Origin of the sequence: Stenotrophomonas sp. A3_2 (assembly GCF_036624925.1) — a bacterium.
In the GTDB taxonomy this organism is placed as follows: Bacteria; Pseudomonadota; Gammaproteobacteria; order Xanthomonadales; family Xanthomonadaceae; genus Stenotrophomonas; species Stenotrophomonas hibiscicola.
In genome coordinates this window covers 99,779-120,803 of sequence record NZ_JAZKVY010000238.1, presented here as the reverse complement: position 1 = coordinate 120,803, position 21,025 = coordinate 99,779, and the positions used below count along the sequence as shown (strand labels likewise).

26 protein-coding genes, 1 tRNA gene and 1 pseudogene are annotated in these 21,025 nt (G+C 61.4%); 22 read left to right on the top strand and 6 right to left on the bottom strand.

The window, feature by feature from the left end:
* Positions 1 to 59: 59 nt before the first annotated feature.
* The gene (locus R5H29_RS09255) at positions 60 to 647 is read right to left on the bottom strand and encodes an FMN-dependent NADH-azoreductase (protein ID WP_155029783.1); all 588 of its coding nucleotides are present in this window, start codon (positions 645 to 647) and stop codon (positions 60 to 62) included.
* A 124-nt stretch (positions 648 to 771) separates the two neighbouring features.
* Between R5H29_RS09255 and R5H29_RS09250 the strand changes: the two genes are divergently transcribed.
* Positions 772 to 1,764, top strand: a complete 993-nt coding sequence (locus tag R5H29_RS09250) for a LysR family transcriptional regulator (protein ID WP_005410175.1) — start codon at positions 772 to 774, stop codon at positions 1,762 to 1,764.
* Positions 1,765 to 1,845: 81 nt separating this feature from the next.
* Here the strand turns inward: R5H29_RS09250 and R5H29_RS09245 are convergent, their stop codons facing one another.
* Positions 1,846 to 2,919: a DUF4241 domain-containing protein gene (locus tag R5H29_RS09245; protein WP_227844469.1), complete on the bottom strand. Its 1,074-nt coding sequence runs from the start codon at positions 2,917 to 2,919 to the stop codon at positions 1,846 to 1,848.
* A gap of 124 nt (positions 2,920 to 3,043) precedes the next feature.
* Between R5H29_RS09245 and R5H29_RS09240 the strand changes: the two genes are divergently transcribed.
* The 11 genes from R5H29_RS09240 to R5H29_RS09190 all read left to right on the top strand — a co-directional run bounded on the left by R5H29_RS09240 (position 3,044) and on the right by R5H29_RS09190 (position 11,313).
* A tRNA-Ser gene (locus tag R5H29_RS09240) sits at positions 3,044 to 3,133 on the top strand.
* Between the two features lie 83 nt (positions 3,134 to 3,216).
* Positions 3,217 to 4,740, top strand: a complete 1,524-nt coding sequence (locus tag R5H29_RS09235) for a site-specific integrase (RefSeq protein WP_012480713.1) — start codon at positions 3,217 to 3,219, stop codon at positions 4,738 to 4,740.
* Positions 4,740 to 5,471: a hypothetical protein gene (locus R5H29_RS09230; protein WP_006375976.1), complete on the top strand. Its 732-nt coding sequence runs from the start codon at positions 4,740 to 4,742 to the stop codon at positions 5,469 to 5,471. Before R5H29_RS09235 ends, R5H29_RS09230 begins: the two co-directional genes overlap by 1 nt.
* A gap of 105 nt (positions 5,472 to 5,576) precedes the next feature.
* Positions 5,577 to 5,930, top strand: a complete 354-nt coding sequence (locus R5H29_RS09225; protein ID WP_012480712.1) for a hypothetical protein — start codon at positions 5,577 to 5,579, stop codon at positions 5,928 to 5,930.
* A 107-nt stretch (positions 5,931 to 6,037) separates the two neighbouring features.
* The gene (locus tag R5H29_RS09220) at positions 6,038 to 6,694 is read left to right on the top strand and encodes a DNA N-6-adenine-methyltransferase (protein WP_049400621.1); all 657 of its coding nucleotides are present in this window, start codon (positions 6,038 to 6,040) and stop codon (positions 6,692 to 6,694) included.
* Positions 6,687 to 6,938, top strand: coding sequence for a hypothetical protein (locus R5H29_RS09215; RefSeq protein ID WP_006375905.1), 252 nt, complete (start codon positions 6,687 to 6,689; stop codon positions 6,936 to 6,938). The genes R5H29_RS09220 and R5H29_RS09215 overlap by 8 nt, the downstream gene beginning before the upstream one ends.
* 9 nt (positions 6,939 to 6,947) lie before the next feature.
* A complete protein-coding gene (locus tag R5H29_RS09210; protein WP_006375902.1) occupies positions 6,948 to 7,211 on the top strand; it encodes a hypothetical protein in 264 nt (87 codons plus the stop codon).
* 490 nt (positions 7,212 to 7,701) lie between these two features.
* On the top strand, positions 7,702 to 7,884 hold the full coding sequence (locus tag R5H29_RS09205) for a ribbon-helix-helix protein, CopG family (RefSeq protein ID WP_141098938.1): 183 nt from the start codon (positions 7,702 to 7,704) through the stop codon (positions 7,882 to 7,884).
* Between the two features lie 69 nt (positions 7,885 to 7,953).
* Positions 7,954 to 9,885 carry a DUF5906 domain-containing protein gene (locus R5H29_RS09200; RefSeq protein WP_164171073.1) on the top strand — a complete coding sequence of 644 codons (1,932 nt, stop codon included), beginning with the start codon at positions 7,954 to 7,956 and terminating at the stop codon, positions 9,883 to 9,885.
* Between the two features lie 118 nt (positions 9,886 to 10,003).
* Positions 10,004 to 10,219: a hypothetical protein gene (locus R5H29_RS09195; protein WP_024956732.1), complete on the top strand. Its 216-nt coding sequence runs from the start codon at positions 10,004 to 10,006 to the stop codon at positions 10,217 to 10,219.
* Between the two features lie 68 nt (positions 10,220 to 10,287).
* Complete coding sequence (locus R5H29_RS09190) at positions 10,288 to 11,313, top strand: ArdC family protein (RefSeq protein ID WP_164171071.1); 1,026 nt, start codon at positions 10,288 to 10,290, stop codon at positions 11,311 to 11,313.
* Positions 11,314 to 11,390: 77 nt separating this feature from the next.
* Here the strand turns inward: R5H29_RS09190 and R5H29_RS09185 are convergent, their stop codons facing one another.
* Both R5H29_RS09185 and R5H29_RS09180 read right to left on the bottom strand, forming a co-directional pair.
* On the bottom strand, positions 11,391 to 12,110 hold the full coding sequence (locus R5H29_RS09185; protein WP_024956731.1) for a hypothetical protein: 720 nt from the start codon (positions 12,108 to 12,110) through the stop codon (positions 11,391 to 11,393).
* Between the two features lie 419 nt (positions 12,111 to 12,529).
* A complete protein-coding gene (locus R5H29_RS09180) occupies positions 12,530 to 12,808 on the bottom strand; it encodes a hypothetical protein (protein WP_006375898.1) in 279 nt (92 codons plus the stop codon).
* A 204-nt stretch (positions 12,809 to 13,012) separates the two neighbouring features.
* Here R5H29_RS09180 and R5H29_RS09175 point away from each other — a divergent pair, with 204 nt between their 5' ends.
* Positions 13,013 to 13,585: a hypothetical protein gene (locus R5H29_RS09175; protein WP_061478954.1), complete on the top strand. Its 573-nt coding sequence runs from the start codon at positions 13,013 to 13,015 to the stop codon at positions 13,583 to 13,585.
* 379 nt (positions 13,586 to 13,964) lie between these two features.
* The gene (locus R5H29_RS09170; RefSeq protein WP_032971199.1) at positions 13,965 to 14,303 is read left to right on the top strand and encodes a hypothetical protein; all 339 of its coding nucleotides are present in this window, start codon (positions 13,965 to 13,967) and stop codon (positions 14,301 to 14,303) included.
* Here R5H29_RS09170 and R5H29_RS09165 read toward each other — a convergent pair.
* Positions 14,270 to 14,551, bottom strand: a complete 282-nt coding sequence (locus R5H29_RS09165; RefSeq protein WP_061478953.1) for a hypothetical protein — start codon at positions 14,549 to 14,551, stop codon at positions 14,270 to 14,272. The two genes, R5H29_RS09170 and R5H29_RS09165, sit on opposite strands and share 34 nt — an antisense overlap.
* Positions 14,552 to 14,898: 347 nt before the next feature.
* On the opposite strand from R5H29_RS09165, the gene R5H29_RS09160 reads away from it, so the two are divergent.
* Positions 14,899 to 15,255 carry a hypothetical protein gene (locus R5H29_RS09160; protein WP_006375896.1) on the top strand — a complete coding sequence of 119 codons (357 nt, stop codon included), beginning with the start codon at positions 14,899 to 14,901 and terminating at the stop codon, positions 15,253 to 15,255.
* Between the two features lie 210 nt (positions 15,256 to 15,465).
* Here the strand turns inward: R5H29_RS09160 and R5H29_RS09155 are convergent, their stop codons facing one another.
* Positions 15,466 to 16,440 carry a hypothetical protein gene (locus tag R5H29_RS09155; RefSeq protein WP_006375894.1) on the bottom strand — a complete coding sequence of 325 codons (975 nt, stop codon included), beginning with the start codon at positions 16,438 to 16,440 and terminating at the stop codon, positions 15,466 to 15,468.
* Between the two features lie 84 nt (positions 16,441 to 16,524).
* Between R5H29_RS09155 and R5H29_RS09150 the strand changes: the two are divergent.
* The 7 genes and pseudogenes from R5H29_RS09150 to R5H29_RS09120 all read left to right on the top strand — a co-directional run.
* Positions 16,525 to 16,746: pseudogene (locus tag R5H29_RS09150) on the top strand (transposase); the annotation flags it as partial.
* Positions 16,747 to 16,974: 228 nt separating this feature from the next.
* Positions 16,975 to 17,406: a hypothetical protein gene (locus R5H29_RS09145; RefSeq protein ID WP_125892011.1), complete on the top strand. Its 432-nt coding sequence runs from the start codon at positions 16,975 to 16,977 to the stop codon at positions 17,404 to 17,406.
* A 66-nt stretch (positions 17,407 to 17,472) separates the two neighbouring features.
* Entirely contained in the window at positions 17,473 to 18,675 is a 1,203-nt protein-coding gene (locus R5H29_RS09140; RefSeq protein ID WP_164171070.1) for an ankyrin repeat domain-containing protein, read from the top strand.
* Between the two features lie 216 nt (positions 18,676 to 18,891).
* Positions 18,892 to 19,371: a RadC family protein gene (locus R5H29_RS09135; RefSeq protein WP_061478952.1), complete on the top strand. Its 480-nt coding sequence runs from the start codon at positions 18,892 to 18,894 to the stop codon at positions 19,369 to 19,371.
* Between the two features lie 259 nt (positions 19,372 to 19,630).
* Positions 19,631 to 19,927, top strand: a complete 297-nt coding sequence (locus R5H29_RS09130) for a hypothetical protein (protein WP_049403041.1) — start codon at positions 19,631 to 19,633, stop codon at positions 19,925 to 19,927.
* Positions 19,920 to 20,375 (top strand): hypothetical protein, encoded by a 456-nt coding sequence (locus R5H29_RS09125; protein WP_125892007.1) that lies wholly within the window; start codon positions 19,920 to 19,922, stop codon positions 20,373 to 20,375. Before R5H29_RS09130 ends, R5H29_RS09125 begins: the two co-directional genes overlap by 8 nt.
* 113 nt (positions 20,376 to 20,488) lie before the next feature.
* Entirely contained in the window at positions 20,489 to 20,989 is a 501-nt protein-coding gene (locus tag R5H29_RS09120) for a spore coat protein U domain-containing protein (protein WP_164171068.1), read from the top strand.
* The last annotated feature ends 36 nt before the right edge of the window (positions 20,990 to 21,025 follow it).

Genomic DNA, 21,025 nt, shown 5'->3' with positions numbered 1-21,025 from the left:
ATCCCGGCCCGCGTTCAGCGCCCAGACGAGGAGAGAGGGGCGCCGAACGCTGGGACGCGTTATGCGGCGACGGGTTCGGCCGCTTCGTGCGACGGCAGTGCTGCCAGCGCACCGGCGATGGCGTCTTCACGGTGCTGCGGCGAGTAGGCGATGCCCTCGGCGCGCACGAATTCGACCTCGTTGATGCCCATGAAGGCGAACACCTGGCGCAGGAACGGCTCCTGGAAGTCGGCCGGCGAGTCGGTGTAGATGCCGCCGCGGCTGCTGGCGATGATCACCCGCTTGCCACCGGCCAGGCCCACCGGGCCGTTCTCGGTGTACTTGAAGGTGCGGCCGGCCACGGCCACGCGATCGATCCAGGCCTTCAGGGTGGACGGGATGCTGAAGTTGTACATCGGCGCGCCGATCACAACGATGTCGGCCTCCAGGAACTGCTGCATCACCTGTTCAGCATCGGTCGCTTCAGCGGCGTCGGTCCTGGCCAGCGAGCTGCTGCGCAGATGCGGTACCGGATTGGCGTCAAGATCGCGATAATCGACCTGCAGGCCGTCGATCTGGCTGGCGAGGCGGGCGACCACGGCGGCCGACAGCTGGCGCGAGACGGAGTTGTCGCCAAGCACGCTGGCGTCGAGATGCAGAAGCTTCATGGCAGTCACCTATGTTCTGGAAGGAGGGGCGGGTTTGCCGCCGACGGAGAGAACGATAGGTTGTTGCAAAGGCGGAATAAAGGTGGTTGAATGCCACGTATTGTTCTAGATATGGAACTCGGGCATGCATGACCTGAATGATCTGTACTACTTCGCGATGGTGGTCGACCACGGCGGGTTCGCCGCCGCCGAGCGCGCACTGGGTATTCCCAAGTCGCGCCTGAGCCGCCGCATCAGCCAGCTGGAAACCGACCTGGGCGTACGCCTGCTGCAGCGCTCCACGCGCCGTTTCGCGGTCACCGATGTCGGCACCAGCGTGCATCGCCATGCGCAGACGATGCTGGCCGAGGCCCAGGCCGCCCGCGAAGTGGTGGACCGCCTCAGCGCGGAGCCGCGCGGCGTGGTGCGCGCCAGCGTGCCGGTGTCACTGGCGCAGATGCAGCTGCCCAAGCTGCTGCCCAAGTTCCTTGAGCAGTACCCGAAGGTGCGGCTGCAGCTGAACATCAGCAACCGCCGCGTGGACATCATCAACGAAGGCTACGACGTGGCCCTGCGCGTGCGTTCGCGCCTGGATGACGACGGCAGCCTGGTGATGCGCAGCTTCGGCCAGGTGCAGGAACTGCTGGTGGCCAGCCCCAAGTACCTGGACCGCGCCGGTCGCCCCAAGGACCCGGAAGAGCTGACCCAGCACGTCACCCTCAGCATCAGCGAAGACGAAGCCCGCCAGCGCTGGGAACTGCATGGCCCGGAAGGCGAAGTGCGCCGGGTCGACCTGCAGCCGCGCGTGGCCGGTTTCGACTTCCCGTTGCTGCAGAGCATGGTGAAAGACGGTTTCGGCATCACCATGCTGCCGGAAACCGTGTGCGCCGACGCCGTGCGCAACGGCGAGCTGGAAGTGGTGCTACCGGACTGGTCGCTGCCGCAGGGCGTGTGCCACGCCGTGTTCGCCTCGCGCCGGGGCCTGCTGCCAGCGGTGCGCGTGTTCATCGACTTCCTGGCCGAGCATCTGCCGCCGCAGCTGGAGGCTTCGCGCCTGGATTGCGGTGGCGCCTGTGAAAAGGCCAAGGAGCGGATCAAGGCCAGTGCACTGGGCGCGCTGGCGGTGGATGCGGGCTGAGGCACCTACCCGCAAATGCACCGCCAATCCGTGAAACGGTAGCGCCGGGCCATGCCCGGCGTTGCTGTTTTCCGGCCCCGGTCAGTTCCGGTGGAACAGCCGGTCCCAGAAGCTGCGGCGTTGCGGTGCGGCCGGTGGCGGTTCGGCCGCAACGACGGGTGCTTCCAGAACCGCCATCAACTCCGCGCTGCGCGGCTTCTTCAGGAACCGCGCGTAGTCCAGATAGCCGGTCACCTTGCTCATGTGCAGGCGCTCGGGCATCGCCGGTAGCTCGCCACCCTGTAGCAGCACCCGCAATGCCTGCGGGCGGTCCAGGCGGATCGCCTCGTACAGAGCGGTGCCGCCACAGCCTGGTTCGATCTGGTTGGCGCGCTGCGGCGCGTCCTTCAACAGGACGTGCAGCGCATCCGGGTCGTCGCGTTCAACGGCCGCTACCAGCCGTGCCAGCGCTTCAGCTTCGTCGGGTGGAAGGCTGTCGCGATAGGCTTGGTCGGCAATCTCGCGCTCGTCGCGTCCATCGCCGCCCTGGATGCACAGGAAATCGGTGACCAGAGCGACCGGAATGCCGGACGTATCCAGCGCCCAGTAGCTGGGATAGACACCGTCGCCCCAGCCGCTGGTGAACACCACCAGGCCGTGCGGCGAGTCCTCGCCCCAAGGGCGGTACTCGGCGCCTTCGTCGAGGCCGTCGTGGTCGATCAGGGCATCCGACCACGCATTGTCTTCGTCGCCATCGGCCCGTTCGATCAGCGCCAGCAGTGCCTGTTGGGTGTCGGTATCCATGAAGCAGCCGATGCCGGCGTCGACCGGGTAGCCGATGAAGCTGTCCTCATCCAGGCCGGTCAGGTCCTGCGTGGTCCAGCGCGCCATCTGCCAGTGCAGGGCAGACGCAGTGAGGGCTTCGCGGGGCTTGAACCAGACCACGGCCAGCGCCGGGCGGCCGCTGTGCACGATGATCTCAACCGGATGCCGGCCCAGCGGGGCGGTGTAGTCGGCCAGCGCTGGTGCTTCGGCCTGGACAAGCGGATCGCAGACCACCAGATGCCCGCTGCTGACCGGCAGATGGCCGGCGAAGGTGCGGTGCAGGGCCACAGCTGCCAGCTGGGTGTCGTCCAGCAGGGTGGTGCGCAGGTTGGCCAGGTCGAGGTGGGCCATGGGGGCTCCGAGTGCGGTGAAGGCCCCCACCGTGCCGGATGCGGAGGGCAGGGGCAAGGTGGTCTTGGGCAAATGGCCTTCACGTGCGAGAATATGCCGCTGCCCGGGCGACCGGGACCCGATTGGAGAGATGGCCGAGCGGTTTAAGGCACCGGTCTTGAAAACCGGCGAAGGGTCAAACCTTCCGTGGGTTCGAATCCCACTCTCTCCGCCAATCCTTAGTAAGTGTTTGTTTTTAAACGACATTTTTTAAGGTCTTGAAGGGCGGCTTGGGGCACAAATCGGGGCACAACTCCGATGCGATTACCAAGCTATCTCACTCGCTCTTCCACAGGTCGTTACCAGTTTCGCATGCGCGTTCCGACGGACATGCGCGGTATCGTCGGCAAACCTTTCGTCAAGCATCCCTTGGGCATCCAACTGCATAGCGCAAGAGTGGCTGCCTTGGCCATCGCGCAGCGTTATGCTCAAGCATTCGATGCCATCAGGGATGGGTGCATGACCAAGAAGGGACTCACGGTTGAGGATGTTCTGCGCAGCGTCGCGGAGAACGGCTCCCGGCGTTATGAAATTGACTTGCCGGGCTTCCGTCTTCGGACCACGGATGCGGCCGACCATGCTCGAGCAATGGAGGCGCTGGAAGAAATCGGCAAGTTCCACTTCCGTGATGCGGGTGCAGTTCCGGCGGCGGCTGGGCCAAACCCGTTGGAATCAGCGGCGGCGCAGCCCCTGCCATCTGAGACCATCAGCCTGATCGATGCGAAGCGAATCTGGCAGGATAAAGTCGCCGCCGAGGACATCGAGGTCAAAACGGTCGGCATCAAACTGCTTCCCGTGACAGAGCTGATCGAGTTCTTGGGCGCCGAGCGCGAGCTGCACACCATCACGCGGCCTGAGATGGCCCGCTTCTACGACCATTTGGCCAAGCGCGGGTTAACGCGTTCTACGCTCAACAATCGCCAGAGCTACCTCGCAGGAAAGAGAGGATTCTTCACTTGGGCAATGGCTTCAGGCTACGTGCTCAAGGGAGACAATGTCGCCGCAGGTCACGTCAGCGTTTCGATGGCGGAGAAGCGCAAGCGCAGAAAATTTGGCTTCCAGGCCTTTACCTTGGATCAGGTTCATCAACTCTTCGCGCCTGATAGCTTCAAGCAGCTTTCAACGGGAGCGCGCTGGGCGGCTTTGTTGGGCCTGTATACGGGCGCCCGGGCAGGTGAGGTGGGGCAGCTGTTTACCCTCGACGTCAAGGAAGAGGAGGGAATCCCGTGCATACGGTTTACCGATGAGGGGGAGGATCAGCGATTGAAGACCGATGTTTCCAATCGGGTCGTCCCGTTGCATCCCGACCTGATCAAGCTTGGTTTCTTGGACTACGTCGCCGAACGAAGGGAGAGCGGGGACTGGCGATTGTTTCCGCAGGCTGACAGTAAGGCGAAGAATGGTGCGGGGAACTGGATATCGAAGGCGTTCAGCTACTACCTCCAAAAGCACAGTGGTGGGTGGTCGAAAGCGAAACGTGGTTTCCATAGTCTCCGAAAGACCGTGATTCAGGAGATGCAGGGCAGCGGTGTGGCCTCTGAGATGCGAGCCCAAATCGTCGGCCACGAATTGGACGACGAACACCACGCGACTTACAGCAGGCCCTTTACGGTGAGTGAGAAGCTCAACGGTGCCGGAGGAACGCCAGCTTTGGGTGTCCTAGATTACGGAATCGACCTGGAGGCGCTGCGCACCCTGCCGGCGCGCAAGGTCGGGCGGCGAAGCAGCAATGCTGCCGCGCGCTCTTCAAAGGTCGGCCGTAAGGGGAGCGAGCCGAACTAATGGCCCTTACTGCTGCTGATGCTTACCGCCGCGCCATCGATCGCTTTCTCGGCAAGCTCTCTGGCACCGAAAACGTGGGCCAGATGGAGAAGAAGATCGCAGACCATTTGCGCCTAGCGAAACAGCGGCCCAAGGTGGACGTGGCGTTGAGCTTCAATGAGGCCGCTGGGGTGTTGGCGATCAGCACGGCCCAATTGCAACACCTCTTGAAGGAACACTCCCCAAAAGGGACGCTGTTCACGGTGAAGGGAACTCGCAAGCGCTCGACCACCCTTGTTCCGTTGATGGCCTGGGCAGCCGAGCTCAAGGCTAAGGGCCTGTGGAAGCCGTTGAGCGAACGGGGCGTTGCGATCGACACCCTCCTAACTGCAGAACTGCCGTTTCTGGTGGCCAAAGGGTCCAAGGCTAAGCAGTTCTTCCTGGAGCCACTGACTGACCAACCCATCAGCGATGCGTTAATTCGCCAGCTCCAAGCATTGGGCGTGCAAATCGGGCTTGGGATTCGGGTCTGCACGCTGACCGAGGCCTTCGCCCAGCCTTGGCAAAACCCTGACGTCAAGCGCCAGTGGGTGGACGCATTCAACAACGCAGCCCAAGCCCAGGCCAGCCGTCTGCGGGACCTGGCTCAGCAGCTCGACGCCTCGCGAGCTGGGGTGATCGAACAAGCGCTGCACGAACGCCTGCAGCCGGCGCCTCCAAAGATGCCCGACAAGCGCAATGGGCGAATGTAACGGCTGCTAACGGATATTGGAGGCCTCCAATATCCGTATCGATGGAGGCTCTCAGTTCGGATGATTACTCCAACGCCTCGGTGGTCGGGGCGATGGAGCAAGCCGATGGGCCTCGATATGTATGCGGTCAAGACCCGCACTGATGTGCGAGATCGCACTCAAGAACTATTTTTCTACTGGCGAAAGCATCCGAACCTTCATGGTTGGATGTTCAAGTTGCACAGTGCTAGGACGGGGCAGGTTGATCCCTTCGATTTCAACCAAGTTCCCGTATTCCTTGGATTGGACGATCTTGATGCGTTGGAACAGGCTGTGCTGAACGATGATTTGCCTTATACCCAAGGCTTCTTCTTCGGTGAATCGGATCCCGATCGAGCTGAAGAAGATCTGGACTTCATTGCGCAGGCCCGCGCATTGATCAACGACGGTTGGGACGTGTTCTACAACTCTTGGTGGTAACCCGCCGCCAGCAGCGCCTCTCGGGCTGGTTCAAGCCCAACTCCCAAAACCCATTCTTCAACGCGGCAACGCAGCCGTGCTGACGGAGCCTTGCCTGGAGAATCCTCATGCAGCCCAAGTCCAACGTTCTGCCGTTCAACGCAGCAACCCGCTCCAAGCGCCTCGTAGCGGCTAAACCCACCCGGCTCACCTCCGTTTGCTACAAGGCAAGCGACAAGGCCCACACGAGCGTCGATTGGTATACCCCGCCTGCCATCGTCAGGGCGCTGGGGGGAAGGCGCGGCTTTGACCTCGATCCTTGCACGCCCGAAGACCCGTCGCGGCTGCCCGCACCCACGGCCAGCCGGATGATCCCGCCGAGCCAGGACGGCTTGGCTACGCCGTGGCCCAAGCAGGCATTCGTGTGGATGAATCCGCCTTACGGAAAAGGGATTGAGAAGTGGTTGAGCAAGCTGGCCAACCACCCCGGCGGCGGTATCGCCCTGGTGCCGGTCAACATGGAGACGGGATGGATGCACGACTGCGTGCTTTCCCACCCCAACGCGACGGCGATCCTGTTCACCCGTGGGAGGCTGAGGTTTGTGCGTCCCGACGGAACCACCGGCACGGCAGCGCCGTCGGGATCGTTGGTGGTGACTTACGGCAAGCGCGCCGCCGATCACCTTCAGCAAGCGCAGGCGAGCGGTGCGTTGCACGGGAAGTTCTTTGCCATCCAGCGGGTAGGGCAGGTGGCCACGGCGAACCAGGAGAGCTCCAATGGCTGATCGCTGGAACGTTGTTGTCTTGGGCCGCGCGACGGCCGAATTGGAAATCCGAATCGACGCGGACTCAGAGGCGGCAGCCTTGGAGATTCTGAACTCGATGGGAGTGGCTGACATTCATGCCGGTGGCTGGCGTACCGAGTTGGAGGAGATCTACGGCTTTGTGGAGGTCATCAGCCCCGATGGTTCCGAACGCGAAGATCTCAACTGGCCTTGTCCAACCATGCGCCACCACCTCAACTATTAGGAGGAGCCGATGGGAACTTACGAATTCGTCGTCCGGGGTGACTACTTGGTGAGCAAGGTGATTGAGGTCTTTGCCCAGACCCAGTCCGAGGCAATGGAGGCATTCGCGCGACTGTCCTTGGCGGAGTTGGATGCCATCGATTGGCACCATGGCGCCCTTACGATTGAAGAACACGTGGTGGTGACGGAGGTGGAAAGCGGGAGGGAGTTTCAGCATCCGTTCTTGACCGATCGCAAGCGCGAGCAACTGGAGTGTTTGGCCGAAAATGAGTAGGAACTTCCGGCTGCTGGTCTTCCACTAGCCAGCAGCGATCGAAGGCCAGCAGGAAGACCAGTAGTGCAAGGTCGTTGAATCCCAAGGGATTTCTGCGACTAAAAGTGCGCTGCTGGCTTGCTGGCTTTCGATTCAACTCCCCTGTGCAAATGCGTCCAAATCGCATGGAAAGTGTTGGTATCTCAAATTTCAAAACCGATTCTTTTTTGACCCAGCAGACCAGCGGAACGGTTTTCTATGAATGCAAAGCTTTTGGAATCAAGGGTTTGTAGCTGCTGGTCTTCCTGCTGGTCTTCTCTTTCTGCTGGCTAATGGAAGACCAGCAGGGAAGGGAAAGCCAGCAGAACAGGGCTTCCGGAAAAAGTGCGAGAGATTCCGCAGTTTTCGTGTTTAGTCAAAAACCGTGGGTTGCGGAAAGCTCCTGGAGTGGTTGAGTGGAAGTGTCCCCCATGTGGGACACACCAAACCTTTCACCTTCGGAGTTGCCACCGTGAACGCCGCCACCCATCCCTCGTCGCCGCCGACTTACAGCATCCGCGCCAGCGTGAAAAAGCACGTTCGGATCAAACGCCCCTTGGCCGAACGCCTTCGTCTCGCCGCGGCCGAAAACGAGATGACAGAGAGCGAGTTCATTCGCCGCGCCTTGGAAACCGCTCTCCCGCGCGCTGCCTGAGCAAGCCTGTCCCCCCACAACGACAAACCCCCACCGGCCAGGGCGAGGGTTTGAGAGGAGCCAACAACAATGTCTACAACCAATGTGTCCCCAAAAGGGAAGGCTGTCAACCCGACGACGGAAGAGCCAAGCAACATCGTGCCATTCGAAGCGTCGCGCTTCCTGGGTGCGGAAGCCTCCGCCCGCAAGGTCAACCTGGAGGCAGAGGAGCACAAGCAGCTCTACCGCCACTCGGTTGATCGAGAGGGCCAGCGCAAGCCACCGTCGCTCCCCATCCTGTTTGCCCGCCGCACCACCGAATGCGTCGATCGCTTGTGGGCGTGCCAAGCCACCAGCGGCACCGGCGAGATCGTACACCATTGGAACGGTACCTACTGGCAAGCGATCAGCGACGCGGAAGGTGTGGGTGTGGCATCCGATTGGATCGACCGCAACGCCGATTTCGCGGGCAGCCCCAAGCTCGCCAAGGACTGCTGGGACATGGCTTCCCTTCGGCTGCGCCAGAAAAACCCCATGCCAGCCCAAGCCAAGCGGGCCATCGTGCCGGTGGCAGACGGCTACGTGGACATCCTTCCCGGCGGTTTCCATGTGCTCGCTCCTGATCCCGCCTTGGGCATGACCCACGCGGTCAGGGTGGCCTGTGGTGGCAGGCAGGGCCATGCATACAAGCCCCAGCCTTTGCCGGCTGACTCGCGATTCGCCAAGTTCCTCCGCCAAGCCCACGACGACCCGCGCGTCATCGACCTGCTCCAGGAGCAGTGCGGCATGACCCTGTTGCCGGGTGTCTACAGCCAGGCCGCCTGGTGGCACGGCGTCGCAGGTTCTGGCAAATCCACCCTGGCGGAAATCGTGGAAGCGATGCACCGTCAGGTGGCCCGCTGCAACCTTGAAACTTTGGGCGACCGCTTCAGCCTGGAACCCATGATTGGCGCCAGCCTGATCCTGGTGGACGAAGTGGAGTGCGAGAAGTGGGCCGAAGGTCGGTTCAAGACGATGGTCTCTGGCAATGGCATTGGCATCGACCGGAAGAACCAGAAGCAGCTGGCGAGCTACCATTCCACGGCCAAGTGGATCATCACGTCCAATTCGGCCCCCTTCATCCGCGACAAGAGCAACGGGGTGTGGCGCCGCCTCACCGTCGTGCACTGGAAGAAGGCGGTACCGGTCAACCAGCACGACCCTGATCTGGTCAAGAACATCCTGGCAGAGGAAGGCCAGCTTGTGCTGGACTGGATGCTCGAAGGCGCCCGACGCATCGTGGCCCGTGGTAGGGCGTTGTCCGACACCGACGCCGACATGCCCGAAGCCGTGCGCGCAGCGAAGCTGGCCGCCCGCCATGGCAGCGACCAGGTCATGGCTTGGGCTCAAGCCGAGCGCGTGGTGCGCATTGAGACGGATGAGTGCACGCTTTCCATGCGGCAGGTCTACGAGAACTACAAAAACTGGGGCTACCGACAAGGGCTGGCGGACATCGATCTCCTCACCGGTCGCCAGTTCTGGCGAGGCTTGAAAGAGATGGGCCTGGACGACGGCGCCCGCTCGAACCGTCGCATCAATGGCAAACAGGAAGAATGCGTGCGCCTGCGAATCAACGGAGCAGCCACCGTCGGCGAGGCCTGTGGCGATCTGCCGTTGAGATCATCGGCGACCGTGACAGCACTGCGCGTGGCGCAGGAGCGCTCTCAGTCTTTGGAGCCTTGGGAAACCGATGTGACGCCCACCCTCGAACAGCAAGGGGCTCGGCAGGAAGAGATAGAGCGTCGATTCGACCGCTTGAGCGCTCAGCAGCAGGCGGCTGAGATGGGAGCTCTCCATGCCGATGCGTTGAGGGAGGAGGCAGGGCGCACCAGAGCCAAGGCAATCCAACTCCAGCTGCAGGAACGTATCAATGAACTGGAGATTCGTGCGCTGTTCGGTGAGCCGTTGGCGGGCCGAGAAAGCAGCGAAACCCAAGGTGGCGGAAAGGTGGGAGATGGGGATGCGCGCCAACGGCGGTCGTAAAGGCGGGGCCAAATCCGTGTTCCCATCTTCCGTATCAGCTCTAGCCAATGGATTGGTCGGTGACGCTAACGGTCCAGCCCGGACTTGCCAAATCCGTATCCTGTCGCATGCTGAAACCATGACCCCTTCCGATGCCTTTGTAGACGACAGCATGGACCGCCAGGACTCCCTGGCGGCGTCCCCCCGTTTCACCGTGCAACGAACCCCCGAGGGCATCCGCGTGCAGCTCCAGGAGGGCGACGGGGGCCCCGGCACCGCTTTGACCATCGAACGGGCCTTGGCTTTGCTGGAGAACCTGTTGGAGCAGGGACGCGCCGTCACCATTCACGATTGAAGTTTCCAGCCTAACCCCCTTGGCGTTGCCGACAGGCGCCTTTCCTTGCCTTCCAGGAGAGCCTGCCCGTGTCCGATGCCACCCCCAACGAAAGCTTCCTTCAGCGCCATTCCCGCGACGTCGTCGAGCGCTTGATCCGCCAGATGGAGGAGGGCACCGGTCCCTTTCTCGAACCCTGGGACGCCCGCGTGGACCTCGGGTTGCCCATGAACCCCACGACTGGCAAGAGCTACCGGGGCGGAAACCTGCTCCACCTGTGGGCCCTTCAGAGCGCCTGGGACACCCAGGACAACCGGTGGATGACTTACAAGCAAGCCGCGGCCGTGGGCGCTCAGGTGCGCAAGGGCGAGAAGGCCAGCGTGATTGAGTATTGGGATTGGTCGCGGGTGGAGGAGGCCAAGAAGAGCGGGGACCCCGACCTCATCGCCAAGGCCCACCCCAAGGTCTTCTTCCCACGCGTGTTCAACGCGATGCAGATCGATGGGTTGCCGGCACTGGTCCTGCCAGCCGCGCGCCCAGAGCCCGACATTCACCAGGCCTGCGAAGCGGTGCTGAGAGACAGCGGAGCCGAGATCCACCACGACGGGGGCAACCAAGCGTTCTACCGTCCGATGACCGACAGCATCCACTTGCCCCAGCGCAACACCTTTCACTCGGCCAGCGGCTACTACGCCACCGCGTTGCACGAACTGGGCCACTGGACCGGCTTTCCCACCCGCCTCAACCGCGATCAGAAAGGGGCTTTTGGGAGCATCGACTACGCCAAGGAAGAACTGGTCGCGGAGGTGTCATCCATGCTGATGGGCGAACGCCTGGGCATTGGCCACGATCCCACCCAGCACGCGGCTTACGTGAAGTCGTGGATCCAAATCCTCCGGGACGATCCCCGGGAGCTCTTCCGAGCCGCGGCGGCGGCCGAGCGGGTGGTGGAGTTCCTGAAGGTGCCCGAGTTGGTTCGAGAGCCGCTCCAGAAGGTTGAGCAGCAGCGGCAGTCCGTGGCGGCCAATCTGCATGAGATCGAAAAACATGCCGCCAACGACCGGTCTCGATCGCGCTTCAAGGCAAGAGGGGCGCGCCTGAACTTGGCAGTTTGATTCGTGAACAAGCGACTGAACGCGCACCCGCCTGTCGGGAGGCAGCAGGGTGCGCGACAGTGGCTGACAAATTCTGGTTATTTATTCTTCGACAGCACGTCCATGCGCAGGAGCATCTGCTTGAGAACGTCGATGACGGAAACCTCGTCAGCATCCTTGGCCGGAGCCAGGGCAAGTGCCCAGTTGCGGACCGATGGGCTCAAGTCCTCTCCCAGTTCCACCACCAAGTCCTGAAGGTCGTCTAACGGCAGATAGGCCGTCGCAGCCAAGATATCATCGAGCTTTCCCGACAGGTCTTCTTCGTGTGCCTTCCGAAGTTCTCTCGCGGTGGCTCCGCGCTTTCTAAGCTCGGCGGCGTGCTCCACCTTGATCTCTTCAATCTTTGCTTTCGCTGATTTGCTCTTCTTGCGAACGGCGCCGCGAACAATGTCACGCACCAGCTTGGCGTCGTGCGTGTCTGTAAGGCTGGCAATGAGTGTGTCACTTTTAACGCGTGCCGGTCGGTAGACGCGGACCTTGCTGACCTCATCCCCCAGCACTCGCTGCGTCCACTTTTCCATCGTCTCCTTTGCCTTCTTTTGACCGGTTAGAGGCGACGGAACGTTCTTGAGGCGTGGTTTACCTTCGAAGTCCACCAGCAGGCCATAAGTCTTGAGGATGCGGTGGCTGTAGGTTGTGTCGGACATCCAATTTCCCCCTGTGAGTGATCCTGCAATTTTGCCAGTTCCGTAGACGGTTTGGCAGGTTGAGGGAGAGCGTTCCCACATCATCACAGGTTGAATGTCGATCAGGAACATTGCACGACAGGAGAGCTTGCCGGTTTCAGATTCCTTGCCAGACGCGGAGGGGCGAGAGAGAAAGGGGAAGAAATGGCCAGTCTGATCTACGTGCAGTAACAGAAATTCCGATCCGTGTGCTATCGAGCATGCGCGAACCCATCGTGCATCCCAACGTGTAGGCGCGGACTGCACCGCACTCCGCCGGCTGCTAGCCCTGCATGAACGGCCTCAGTGCGCTCGGGTTTGAGCGTCACGCCGCACTCTGGCTGCGCCAGCGGGGCATTGAGGTCAACGTGGCCTTTTGGTCCAAGGGCTTGAGCCACAAGTTGGTAAGAGCGGCCACCAAGGTTGCTAGCTTGGATGGCCACTTGCAGACATTGACGAAGCCTGCGCGACGTAGAGGGAAACCGCTTGTGGCAGTGGGCCAGGCAGAGCGGTTACTTCTTGGATGCCATGCGCTGGTAGAGCTTGTAGACGCCGAACATCGCCGCACCACCCGCAATTGGTGCAGCCGCGACCACCCCCAGTCCAGCAAGCATGCCACCGCCCACAACGCTCCCGACGGTTGCCAAGCCGGAGGTCACGGCGGCTGCACCGGCGGTCCCGGCCGCTGCACCACTGGTTACGCCGAGGATCGCAGAAGTTGCGCCAGCGACGGCTCCGCCGCCGGTCGAAATCGCGGCACCTGCGGCCGATGAACTCTTCTTCCTTGCCATACATTTCCCTGTTGGTTTTGAGTTGTGGGCAGAATCATCGCCTGAGCATCAATCTCTGTCCATATGCTTCATTTTGTCGCTTTTCCGTCAATTTAATGACGCGGACTGCAGTCTGTGTAACCGCGCTCCGAAGCCCCCCCCCCTTGCGCATTCCCAGAATCGATCTATGCATAGGTGAACCTACTCACGAAATGGAGGTGCACCTTGAAACCCATCGTTCTGGCCCTTGCATTGGCGTTGTCTGCTCCGGCCGCCTTTGCCGCCGATTCCACCTCCGCTCGCCGTTACGGTTCGTCCGAGGCCCTATCCGTCCAGGACGCCCGACTGGGCGAGGTCCTGATGGTTCGCACGGTTCAACTGACGTCCGACCAGCGTCTGAACGCCGGCTCCGCCATCGGGTCGGCCGTTGGTTATGGGGCTGCTAACCAGGTCAAGAACCGGGAATACCGCAATGCAGCCCGGGTGACCGGTGGCGTCATCGGTGCGGCTGCCGGAACCGCGGTTCAAAAGGGCCTCAGCGGCCGGCGTGCGGTGGAGATCTACGTGCGCGATCTGTCCGATCGCCGCCAGCGCGTCCTCGCGGTGGTCCAAGACGCCGATGTGGATGTGCGCGAAGGTGATCGGGTCTTCTTGGTGGGGAAGGGTAAGAAGACCCGGGTGGTGCCGCTTGATGCTTCGCCGGTGCGCATTGGCGATTATTCGTGCGGAAGCCCTTGTGCCATTGGCATCAATGCCCGGTCGGACAACAACAGCGCTCGCGTGCGCGTGGGGCCGTAAGGATGCACAAAAGCGAACGCGTTGGTGGAGGCGTGTATTGCGAAGGCACGGCTTGCGGGCTTCTGGTTGAGCTCATGAAGCGGCCATCCGTTGCCCACCGCCGCTCCGAAGTCGCCCGGATGGTCCGAGAGGGACACGGCCGCGCCGCCATCGCCCAAGCCCTGGGCGTTCCATCGCCCGTGGTGAGCGCCGATCTGGCCCACCTGGGGTTGCGTCAAAAGCCCCGGCGCCCACTGGCTGACCAACACGCTCTGGTGGTGCGCCTCCTGGAGCAGGGGAACAACGGCCCTGCAATTGCCAAGCGCCTGGGCGTGACCCGACAGGCAGTCCACGCTTACCTGCAGGCCCATGGCCTGCTCCCAACCCAGAGGAGGATCCCATGACCGTTATTCTGGTGGTCGTGCTGTTTGAGCTCGCCATGTTTGCGATCACCTTCGGAATCGCGTGGCTGTGCGCGTCCAAAGCCCGCAGCGCACGCAGGGGCTGGGAGGCGTTCCAAGCCGGCCAAGAGGACGCCCCATCCGTGGTTGCGTTGATGTGGCATTTGGCCGTGTTCTACGCGTGCTTGGCACTGCTGGCTTACCAGCTACAGCACGTGGTGAGCCAAGTCTGGTTGGATCCTTCCAACCTATACCTGTCATCCACGCTGGCTCTTGTCGTTTATTCGATCGCATGCGGGCTGCTTCACGGCAGCGGGCTGGCGCGGAGGCGGGCATGAGAACGAGTCACGGTCGGTTGCGCCCAGACCCCGTCGACGCCCGCCCACGCCAGGATGGGCTGTTCCAAGGCGAAGACACAGGCGAAGAGATTCACGAAGAGCGTGACCCGTTGCTTCAAGCGCTTTACACCGAATCGCTCCATGCCCGCGGGGACGTGGACGCTGTCGATCGCTTGCTGGATGCCCACCGAGAGGCGCTTGGGGAGCCCGAGCAAGTCGCCTATGCCCGTCAGCAAGACGAACGCCATGATCGGACGTTGCCATTGCCGAGCGGTGGCCTGCCGTTGAGGCCGTCCACGGAGCGCTACCTAGAGGAGCATCGGTCATGGAACCCGCCGACCGCCAAAGAGGCCGCCATCGCACGTTCCAGGGGTCCCACCATGGTGCTCGAAGGGAAGGCATGGCGCGCTGAAGACGACGTTGCCGAGGTTACGGTGGAGGCTCCCAAGGACGACCCGTGGCAGCGGATGCGTTGAGTTCGTGTCTCAGCTGGAGAGACAGTTGGGCACCATCATTGCTGCTAGGAACACGGTGTTCCCTTCGGCTATCCTGCCCAGGGTATCCATCACTGGTATTGCTAACAACAGGGGGCGTTATGGCAAGCGTGACAGTAAGGACGCGGGATGAGCTGGAAGCGGCCAAGAATGCAAAGGCGCAGCAGATTGTGGTTGTGGGCAAGTTGGCAGACGACCTGAAGAAGACGCGCAAGTTCGCCAAGCTTGGTGCCGTCGGTGTTGCAGCAATCGTTGCTGCAGTTGGGCTCGCTCCAGTAACGGCTGGGCTCAGCACGCTCAGCCTGGGGGCGGTCGCGACAGTCACTGGAGTCGAGATCATCGGCATCATCACCGCCGCAAGCCTTGGTCTCTCTTTGATCCTCGCAATCTACAAAGGCTACGATGTGGAATACGAGGCTGGCGGAAAGGTCATTTTCAAGCGCAAGGAAGGAAAGTGATGCCCGGCTTCGTTCCAGGGGCGCCTTACCTTTTTGTTTGCGAGAAGTGCAGTCATCACTTTCAGCGGAAGATCAACTTGGGGCTCTTCTGTCCGGCATGCAAGTCGCTGTCCGTGAAGCCTCGTTTGGTCTGTAAGTAGTGCTCGTTGGCCGCCAGAAAGTTGGCGGCCACTTCCAATGACCGGTCGAATCGGGTTTAACATCGCGGTCTCAGGTGCCCCGTAACCCTTTTGCTTCAAAGCGCTCCAGTATCGCCGTCACGGCTTCTGCGGCACGGTCCGGTGACGCATCTATGCGTTCCAAGCCCGTCATGGCGACGGGCAACGGCGCATTCGGATCGGTCGTGGCCACCACGGCCAGGACTCTTCCTCGGATGGTGTCTTCCACCGTGGTCCATTCGTCGGCGAGACGCTGGGGTTTATCGGTGAGAAGGACCACCATGACGGGGCCGGGTGTCAGCAGGCGGTTGGAGCGTCCCCGAAGTGCTGCGCTGTTGTGGACATGGATGGCCCGGCGGTGCCCATCTTCGGTCAGTTGGACCAGGACGCTGTGGCAGCTCGGCGCGCCCATCTCGTTGCAAACGATGTGGATGCGACCCTTGGCCCATTCCTGAAAGCCCACTGAGGAGGGCGCCAACTCATCGCTGGTAAAACAAGCCTCCACGAACCGTCGGCCTGCGAGGCTCAGTCCTTTCTCTTCGATCAGGCCCCAGCGTTCAAAGGTCTGGCGATTGATGCTGCTTTTCGACTGCAGTCCAAGGAATTCTTTTGGGTCCAGGTTACCCCCGCCGGTGCCAGGAAACACGTGGTGACGCTCGGTGATTAAAGCGCGTCGCAGAAGATCGACCTGGCCAAACGACAGGTCGCTCAGCGCCTTAATGAAGTGGCGCTTGAGATGGCCTGCGGTTTTGCCGGTAGCGATTGAACAGGCAAGGCGGCCATAGACGGTGGCCTTCTCGGCCTCGATGTCCATCTCCAATGCCCGCAGCATGGCCAGAAAATCTTCCGAGGTCATGGCCTCCGCGTTCTCGGGGAACACCTGACCCTCAAGCGCGGCACGGGTGAACTCCCGGTAGCGCTCCTCAGTGCGCTTGGCAAGCCAGGCGGCGATGAATTTTGGGCCCTTCGAAAGAAGGGCGAACGGACCGGAGATTTCCTCCAGGGGGGCAAGGTCAGGGTAGTCCATCGGGGTCTCGTGACGGTTTGCGGGTCCAGGTAGCTCATCCTCAAGCCTTCAAGCCCGTTCTTCAATCCTCCGGTTGAATTCCCCATTGGCAACGCGCGTGAGCTCGAACAGGTTGAGCGCTGGGAGCGCTGCAAGGCTAGTCTGCGCGCGAAGGTCGAGCATCCGTTCCGGGTGATCAAGCGGCAGTTCGGCTACACCAAGGTGCGCTATCTCGGCTTGATCAAGAACACGGCACAGGTGCTCACCCTGTTCGCGCTGTCCAACCTGTGGATGGTGCGCCGGAAGCTGTTGGCGGCACAGGGGTAACTCCGTCTTGAGGTGCCCGCAAGGGCACTTCGAGAGCGGAAAACATGGCAGTCCGCCGCGTCTGAAGGCCCAGGATGACTCCGGCGCTGAAAACCCACGACTCAGTGTGAATTGATCAGACCATCCCTATTTCTACTTTTGGCCGCTGCTAAAAATGGGGGGATTACCCGACGAGCTCCGCCAGGCCGCTTTTGACGAGCATTGGGACGACGAGACAAATTAAGATGAGTGGAAGGAGGACGCCCGCATCGACAGCGGCAAGACTACGAGGCCTTCCTGACGGCCGCGACCGAGTATCCGCTCCACTTCGCTGTTGCATGCGGCGATGCAGAATGGGCCGGTGACCTGCTCAAGGCTGGACGCACGCCTCAGGATCCCGATTTAGAAGGAACAACGCCCACGGATCTTCTGGGGCGGCCAGGTAATGATCAATCCGATCAGGTCATTCGTGCCCACAACCGATCCAAGCTTTTTGACGAGCTCCTTCCCGCTGCCAATGCTTGGAAGCCACCGGAAGGCGGATTTGGGGCCGACGCCAAACGTCAAGTCGGTGCGGCCATGAAAGCCCAGGGTGAGGAAAGGGAAGCCAGAAGCCTCGAATCCGACAACGGTTTTGACATGGAAAAAGAAAGGCGGCAAGAGCCGTCTTCTTCTATTTAATTCCCTTGCGAGGTTCTGATTTTCTGCTAATGGTGGGAGGTCAAAATACTATTGTGGAGGTGTGGGTTGAATATTTCGAATCTCAAAGACGTTCTTCTGAAGCAAATCGGGCTTACCAAAATCCCCGCTGATGTGAACGCAAGGGATGAAGATTGGCTGGATCAAACGCCACTTCATGATGCGCATCACCCGCGCGAAGTTCGGAGGCTGTTGGATGCTGGGGCTGACATCGAAGCGAGGGATGGCCTTGGAAATACGCCGCTTCATTCTGTGACAAGCGAGGGAGCCGTGATTGAACTGATCAAGGCCGGGGCAGACATCAATGCGCAGAATAACCAAGGGGAAACACCGCTTTTTAACGCGAGAGGGCAAGGGGATGCCAGGGCGTTGATTGCGGCCGGGGCAGACATTCATGCGCGCGATAACCGAGGGAAAACGCCCCTTTTCGGAGCGAGCGAAGGGGCTTTAAGGGAGCTCGTGAAGGCTGGCGCTGACATCAACGCTCGCGACACCCAAGGGAACACCCCGTTGTTTGGCGCACACAACGACAGTCTCAAAGCGTTGCTGAAGGCGGGAGCGGATGTCAGCGCGAGGAATAATGAAGGGCAAACCCCTCTCTTCCGAGCAACCGGGCAGACGGAGGCCCGCGCCTTGATTGCGGCCGGGGCAGACATCCTAGCCCGGGATAACCGAGGGCGAACCCCTCTCTTCGAGGCGAACACGGGCGCGCTTAAGGAACTTCTGAAAGCAGGCCTTGATCCCGCGGCGAGCGATGACCAGGGGAATCAACCGCTGCATATAGCCAGGGACCCCGAGGCGGTGGCCTTGCTCACCCGTGCAGGCGCAGACGTCATTGCACGGCGAATGGACGGCCAGGCGCCGATCCACCGTGCGATTTTTCCAGAGACGATTGAAGCGCTCGCCAAGGCAGGGGCGGATATGAACGCCCAAGACAACAACGGGAATACCTCTCTTCATGCGGGCCGCGATGCCACTGTCTGGAGTGCGCTGATTGAGGCGGGCGCAGATCCCCACATCCAAAACCAAAAGGGCGAAGCGCCGATCAACAGCGGCAAGCCATTTTTCAACGACTTGCGGGCTCAAGAGAGGGCCAAGCTCCTGGTCAGCCTGCTCCCGCCCGCCAACGCTTGGAAGCCACCGGAAGGCGGGTTTGGGGTCGATGCCAAACGCCAGGTTGGTGCGGCCATGAAGGCCCACGGGCAGGACAGCCAAACCCAGGAAGCCCCTCGCTTGCGAGCGCGCTTCTAAGCCCAAGGGAAAGGCGGCGAAAGCCGCCTTTTTCTTTTCTAGATCCCGTTGCGCAAACCAAACCTTTTGTTATGGGTAGTGCAACCCATTCATGAAAGGAGGCCTCATGCGCGTCTTGGTTCTTTCTCTGGCCCTTGTCGGCCTGCTCCCACTGACCGCCTCCGCCGCAGACACCACGCCCGCCCGTCGCTAATCCCGCGCCGGTGGAGAAAGCAAGTGAAGCGAGCCAACGACATTCGGGCCCAATACCAGCTGGCCATGGACGATGAGGGCATCCTCTTGGCCGCCTCGCACATCTTGGAGCGTCGCCTGCAGCGCCACGAGGCCATCACCGACCCCTCCAGTGCCAGCAACTACCTCACTGCCCGCTGCGCGCACCTGGATCACGAAGTGTTTGGCACGGTGTTCCTGGACGCCCGCCACCGCATCCTTGCCACCGAGCACCTCTTTCAAGGCACCATCGATGGGTGCGAAGTCCATCCCCGCATCGTCGCCAAGAAGGCGTTGGACCACAACGCCGCCGCGGTCATCTTCTTTCACAACCACCCCAGCGGAAACCCCGAGCCCAGCGCTGCCGACCGCGCCATCACCGACCGCCTCAAGCAGGCCCTTGCCCTTTTCGACATTCGAGTGCTGGATCACCTTGTGATCGCGGGCACCTCGCACGTGTCGATGGCTTCACGAGGGTGGGTGTGACCACCCCCTTTAAAGCAAAGACCTGCGGCGGAAGCCGCCGGCGGCCGCTGCGCGCCGGCATCTGAAAAAGCATCCGCATGGATGGAAAGCACCAACGCCTTCGGCGCGATAAGTGATGTTAGGAAAAACTGCGGCCTTAGCGCCGCATTTTTTGCTTTTAGTCAAGATTTTGTCCACTAAGGCCGTGGACAAATTTCCAGGGCGATCTACCTTGAATTAAGGGGTAGGCAATGCCGCCGACCAAGCCAAGAGGTGTCACATGAGCGCAACCGTCACAACCAACGAAACCAAGATGATCGCGTTGGGATTGAATCCCGGCTTGATTGAAAATTATGCAGCGGTCTCCTTGGAGCCCGTCAGCTTTGAAGAGGACGACAGCCTGGGCTGGGCGACCACTTGGACCGCGGTTCATGCCGTCGAGCTCCACAACGGCGGGAAGGTCAACACTTACGGACGATCCTTCCACGTCCCCCAAGCCAAGCCCGGTTACAAACACCTGCTCAAGTGCTGGCGAGAAGAGCAGGGGCGGCGCGCAGAACTGGCTAATGATGGGTGACGTGACTCCTCCGATGAACGGTTATTGGGGAGACGGAGAGCTCGGAAAGAGTGAGAGGGCATCCGTGCTTCACGGCATCCATTTCGTCAGTCCCTCGGTGGGTGGCCCGCTCTTCAATACGGTGTGGCTTCCCACGCTTGCCGACTTGCGGGCGCTGCTCACTGACGCCGACCTTTGCAAAGCAGCCGAAACCGAGGTGAGGGCGTTCATTGACACGTTCGTGGACCCGTTGCCCCCTGAGCTCGACGAGGTCATTCACCAGCCATCGATAAAACAGATTTCCAGCTTGCCGGATGATTGCGGGATCGGCGTGGGCGTTTTTGTGACTGACGCGTTTGCGTTCGTCCTTCAGCGGATGATTCAGGAGGCAATGGCTCAGCACCGTGCGCGTGAGCTGGATGGGTTATGGAGACAGTCAGCGGCCGGTGGCAAACGAGCCAGGCTCTGACCGCTGGCTCAATGCCCACCCTTGCGCGTTTTCAGATTCGAGGTATCGGTAAGGGGATGGCCCATTCTGGGGCTACTCATCCCCACTCAATCCCTCTCAAGGAGACGATACCCATGACACGCAAGACCTTCCTTCGCGCCCTTCTGCCCATCGCCCTGGCTTCGCTTGCAGTGCCCGCGTTCGCCGCCGACACCACCGCGGACCTGACGATTCAGGGCACCTTGACCAACACCTGCCAGCTGTCCGTGACCTCCATCGAAGGCACGGACTGGTCGGGCATCTCCGAAGCTGCCGCCCGCACCTCCGGGCTGAGCATCGTGTGCAACGCGGGCACGACTTACTCCATTTCGCCGGGCCAGGGGCAGAACTTCGGCCTGCTGTCCGGGTATGGGACCTATCGGGCTGTGACCAACGGCGCCGGGGCTTACATCCCCTACGGTTTCTTCAAGGACCCGCAGGGAAGCCAAGTATGGGGGGATGACACCGACGCGTTCACCGGCGTTGGCGACGGCACCGTCCAGAGCTACAACTACGCGGTGCGCTTCCTGGCCCTCAAGCAGGCCGTGGGCGGCAACTACACCGACACGGTCACCGTCACCGCCACTTACAACTGATCCCCATCGGTTGTCCCGACGCCCCCGGCTTGCCCC

What these genes read in the sequence shown, in the direction of transcription:
- R5H29_RS09230 (WP_006375976.1), top strand. Translation starts at nt 4,740, where the DNA reads ATGGCCCTTACTGCTGCTGATGCTTACCGCCGCGCCATCGATCGCTTT.
- R5H29_RS09185 (WP_024956731.1), bottom strand. Translation starts at nt 12,110, where the DNA reads ATGTTCCTGATCGACATTCAACCTGTGATGATGTGGGAACGCTCTCCC.
- R5H29_RS09160 (WP_006375896.1), top strand. Translation starts at nt 14,899, where the DNA reads ATGGCAAGCGTGACAGTAAGGACGCGGGATGAGCTGGAAGCGGCCAAG.
- R5H29_RS09130 (WP_049403041.1), top strand. Translation starts at nt 19,631, where the DNA reads ATGAGCGCAACCGTCACAACCAACGAAACCAAGATGATCGCGTTGGGA.
- R5H29_RS09195 (WP_024956732.1), top strand. Translation starts at nt 10,004, where the DNA reads ATGACCCCTTCCGATGCCTTTGTAGACGACAGCATGGACCGCCAGGAC.
- R5H29_RS09225 (WP_012480712.1), top strand. Translation starts at nt 5,577, where the DNA reads ATGGGCCTCGATATGTATGCGGTCAAGACCCGCACTGATGTGCGAGAT.
- R5H29_RS09235 (WP_012480713.1), top strand. Translation starts at nt 3,217, where the DNA reads ATGCGATTACCAAGCTATCTCACTCGCTCTTCCACAGGTCGTTACCAG.
- R5H29_RS09250 (WP_005410175.1), top strand. Translation starts at nt 772, where the DNA reads ATGCATGACCTGAATGATCTGTACTACTTCGCGATGGTGGTCGACCAC.
- R5H29_RS09215 (WP_006375905.1), top strand. Translation starts at nt 6,687, where the DNA reads ATGGCTGATCGCTGGAACGTTGTTGTCTTGGGCCGCGCGACGGCCGAA.
- R5H29_RS09180 (WP_006375898.1), bottom strand. Translation starts at nt 12,808, where the DNA reads ATGGCAAGGAAGAAGAGTTCATCGGCCGCAGGTGCCGCGATTTCGACC.
- R5H29_RS09165 (WP_061478953.1), bottom strand. Translation starts at nt 14,551, where the DNA reads ATGGCGTTCGTCTTGCTGACGGGCATAGGCGACTTGCTCGGGCTCCCC.
- R5H29_RS09125 (WP_125892007.1), top strand. Translation starts at nt 19,920, where the DNA reads ATGGGTGACGTGACTCCTCCGATGAACGGTTATTGGGGAGACGGAGAG.
- R5H29_RS09255 (WP_155029783.1), bottom strand. Translation starts at nt 647, where the DNA reads ATGAAGCTTCTGCATCTCGACGCCAGCGTGCTTGGCGACAACTCCGTC.
- R5H29_RS09200 (WP_164171073.1), top strand. Translation starts at nt 7,954, where the DNA reads ATGTCTACAACCAATGTGTCCCCAAAAGGGAAGGCTGTCAACCCGACG.
- R5H29_RS09245 (WP_227844469.1), bottom strand. Translation starts at nt 2,919, where the DNA reads ATGGCCCACCTCGACCTGGCCAACCTGCGCACCACCCTGCTGGACGAC.
- R5H29_RS09220 (WP_049400621.1), top strand. Translation starts at nt 6,038, where the DNA reads ATGCAGCCCAAGTCCAACGTTCTGCCGTTCAACGCAGCAACCCGCTCC.
- R5H29_RS09210 (WP_006375902.1), top strand. Translation starts at nt 6,948, where the DNA reads ATGGGAACTTACGAATTCGTCGTCCGGGGTGACTACTTGGTGAGCAAG.
- R5H29_RS09120 (WP_164171068.1), top strand. Translation starts at nt 20,489, where the DNA reads ATGACACGCAAGACCTTCCTTCGCGCCCTTCTGCCCATCGCCCTGGCT.
- R5H29_RS09170 (WP_032971199.1), top strand. Translation starts at nt 13,965, where the DNA reads ATGACCGTTATTCTGGTGGTCGTGCTGTTTGAGCTCGCCATGTTTGCG.
- R5H29_RS09155 (WP_006375894.1), bottom strand. Translation starts at nt 16,440, where the DNA reads ATGGACTACCCTGACCTTGCCCCCCTGGAGGAAATCTCCGGTCCGTTC.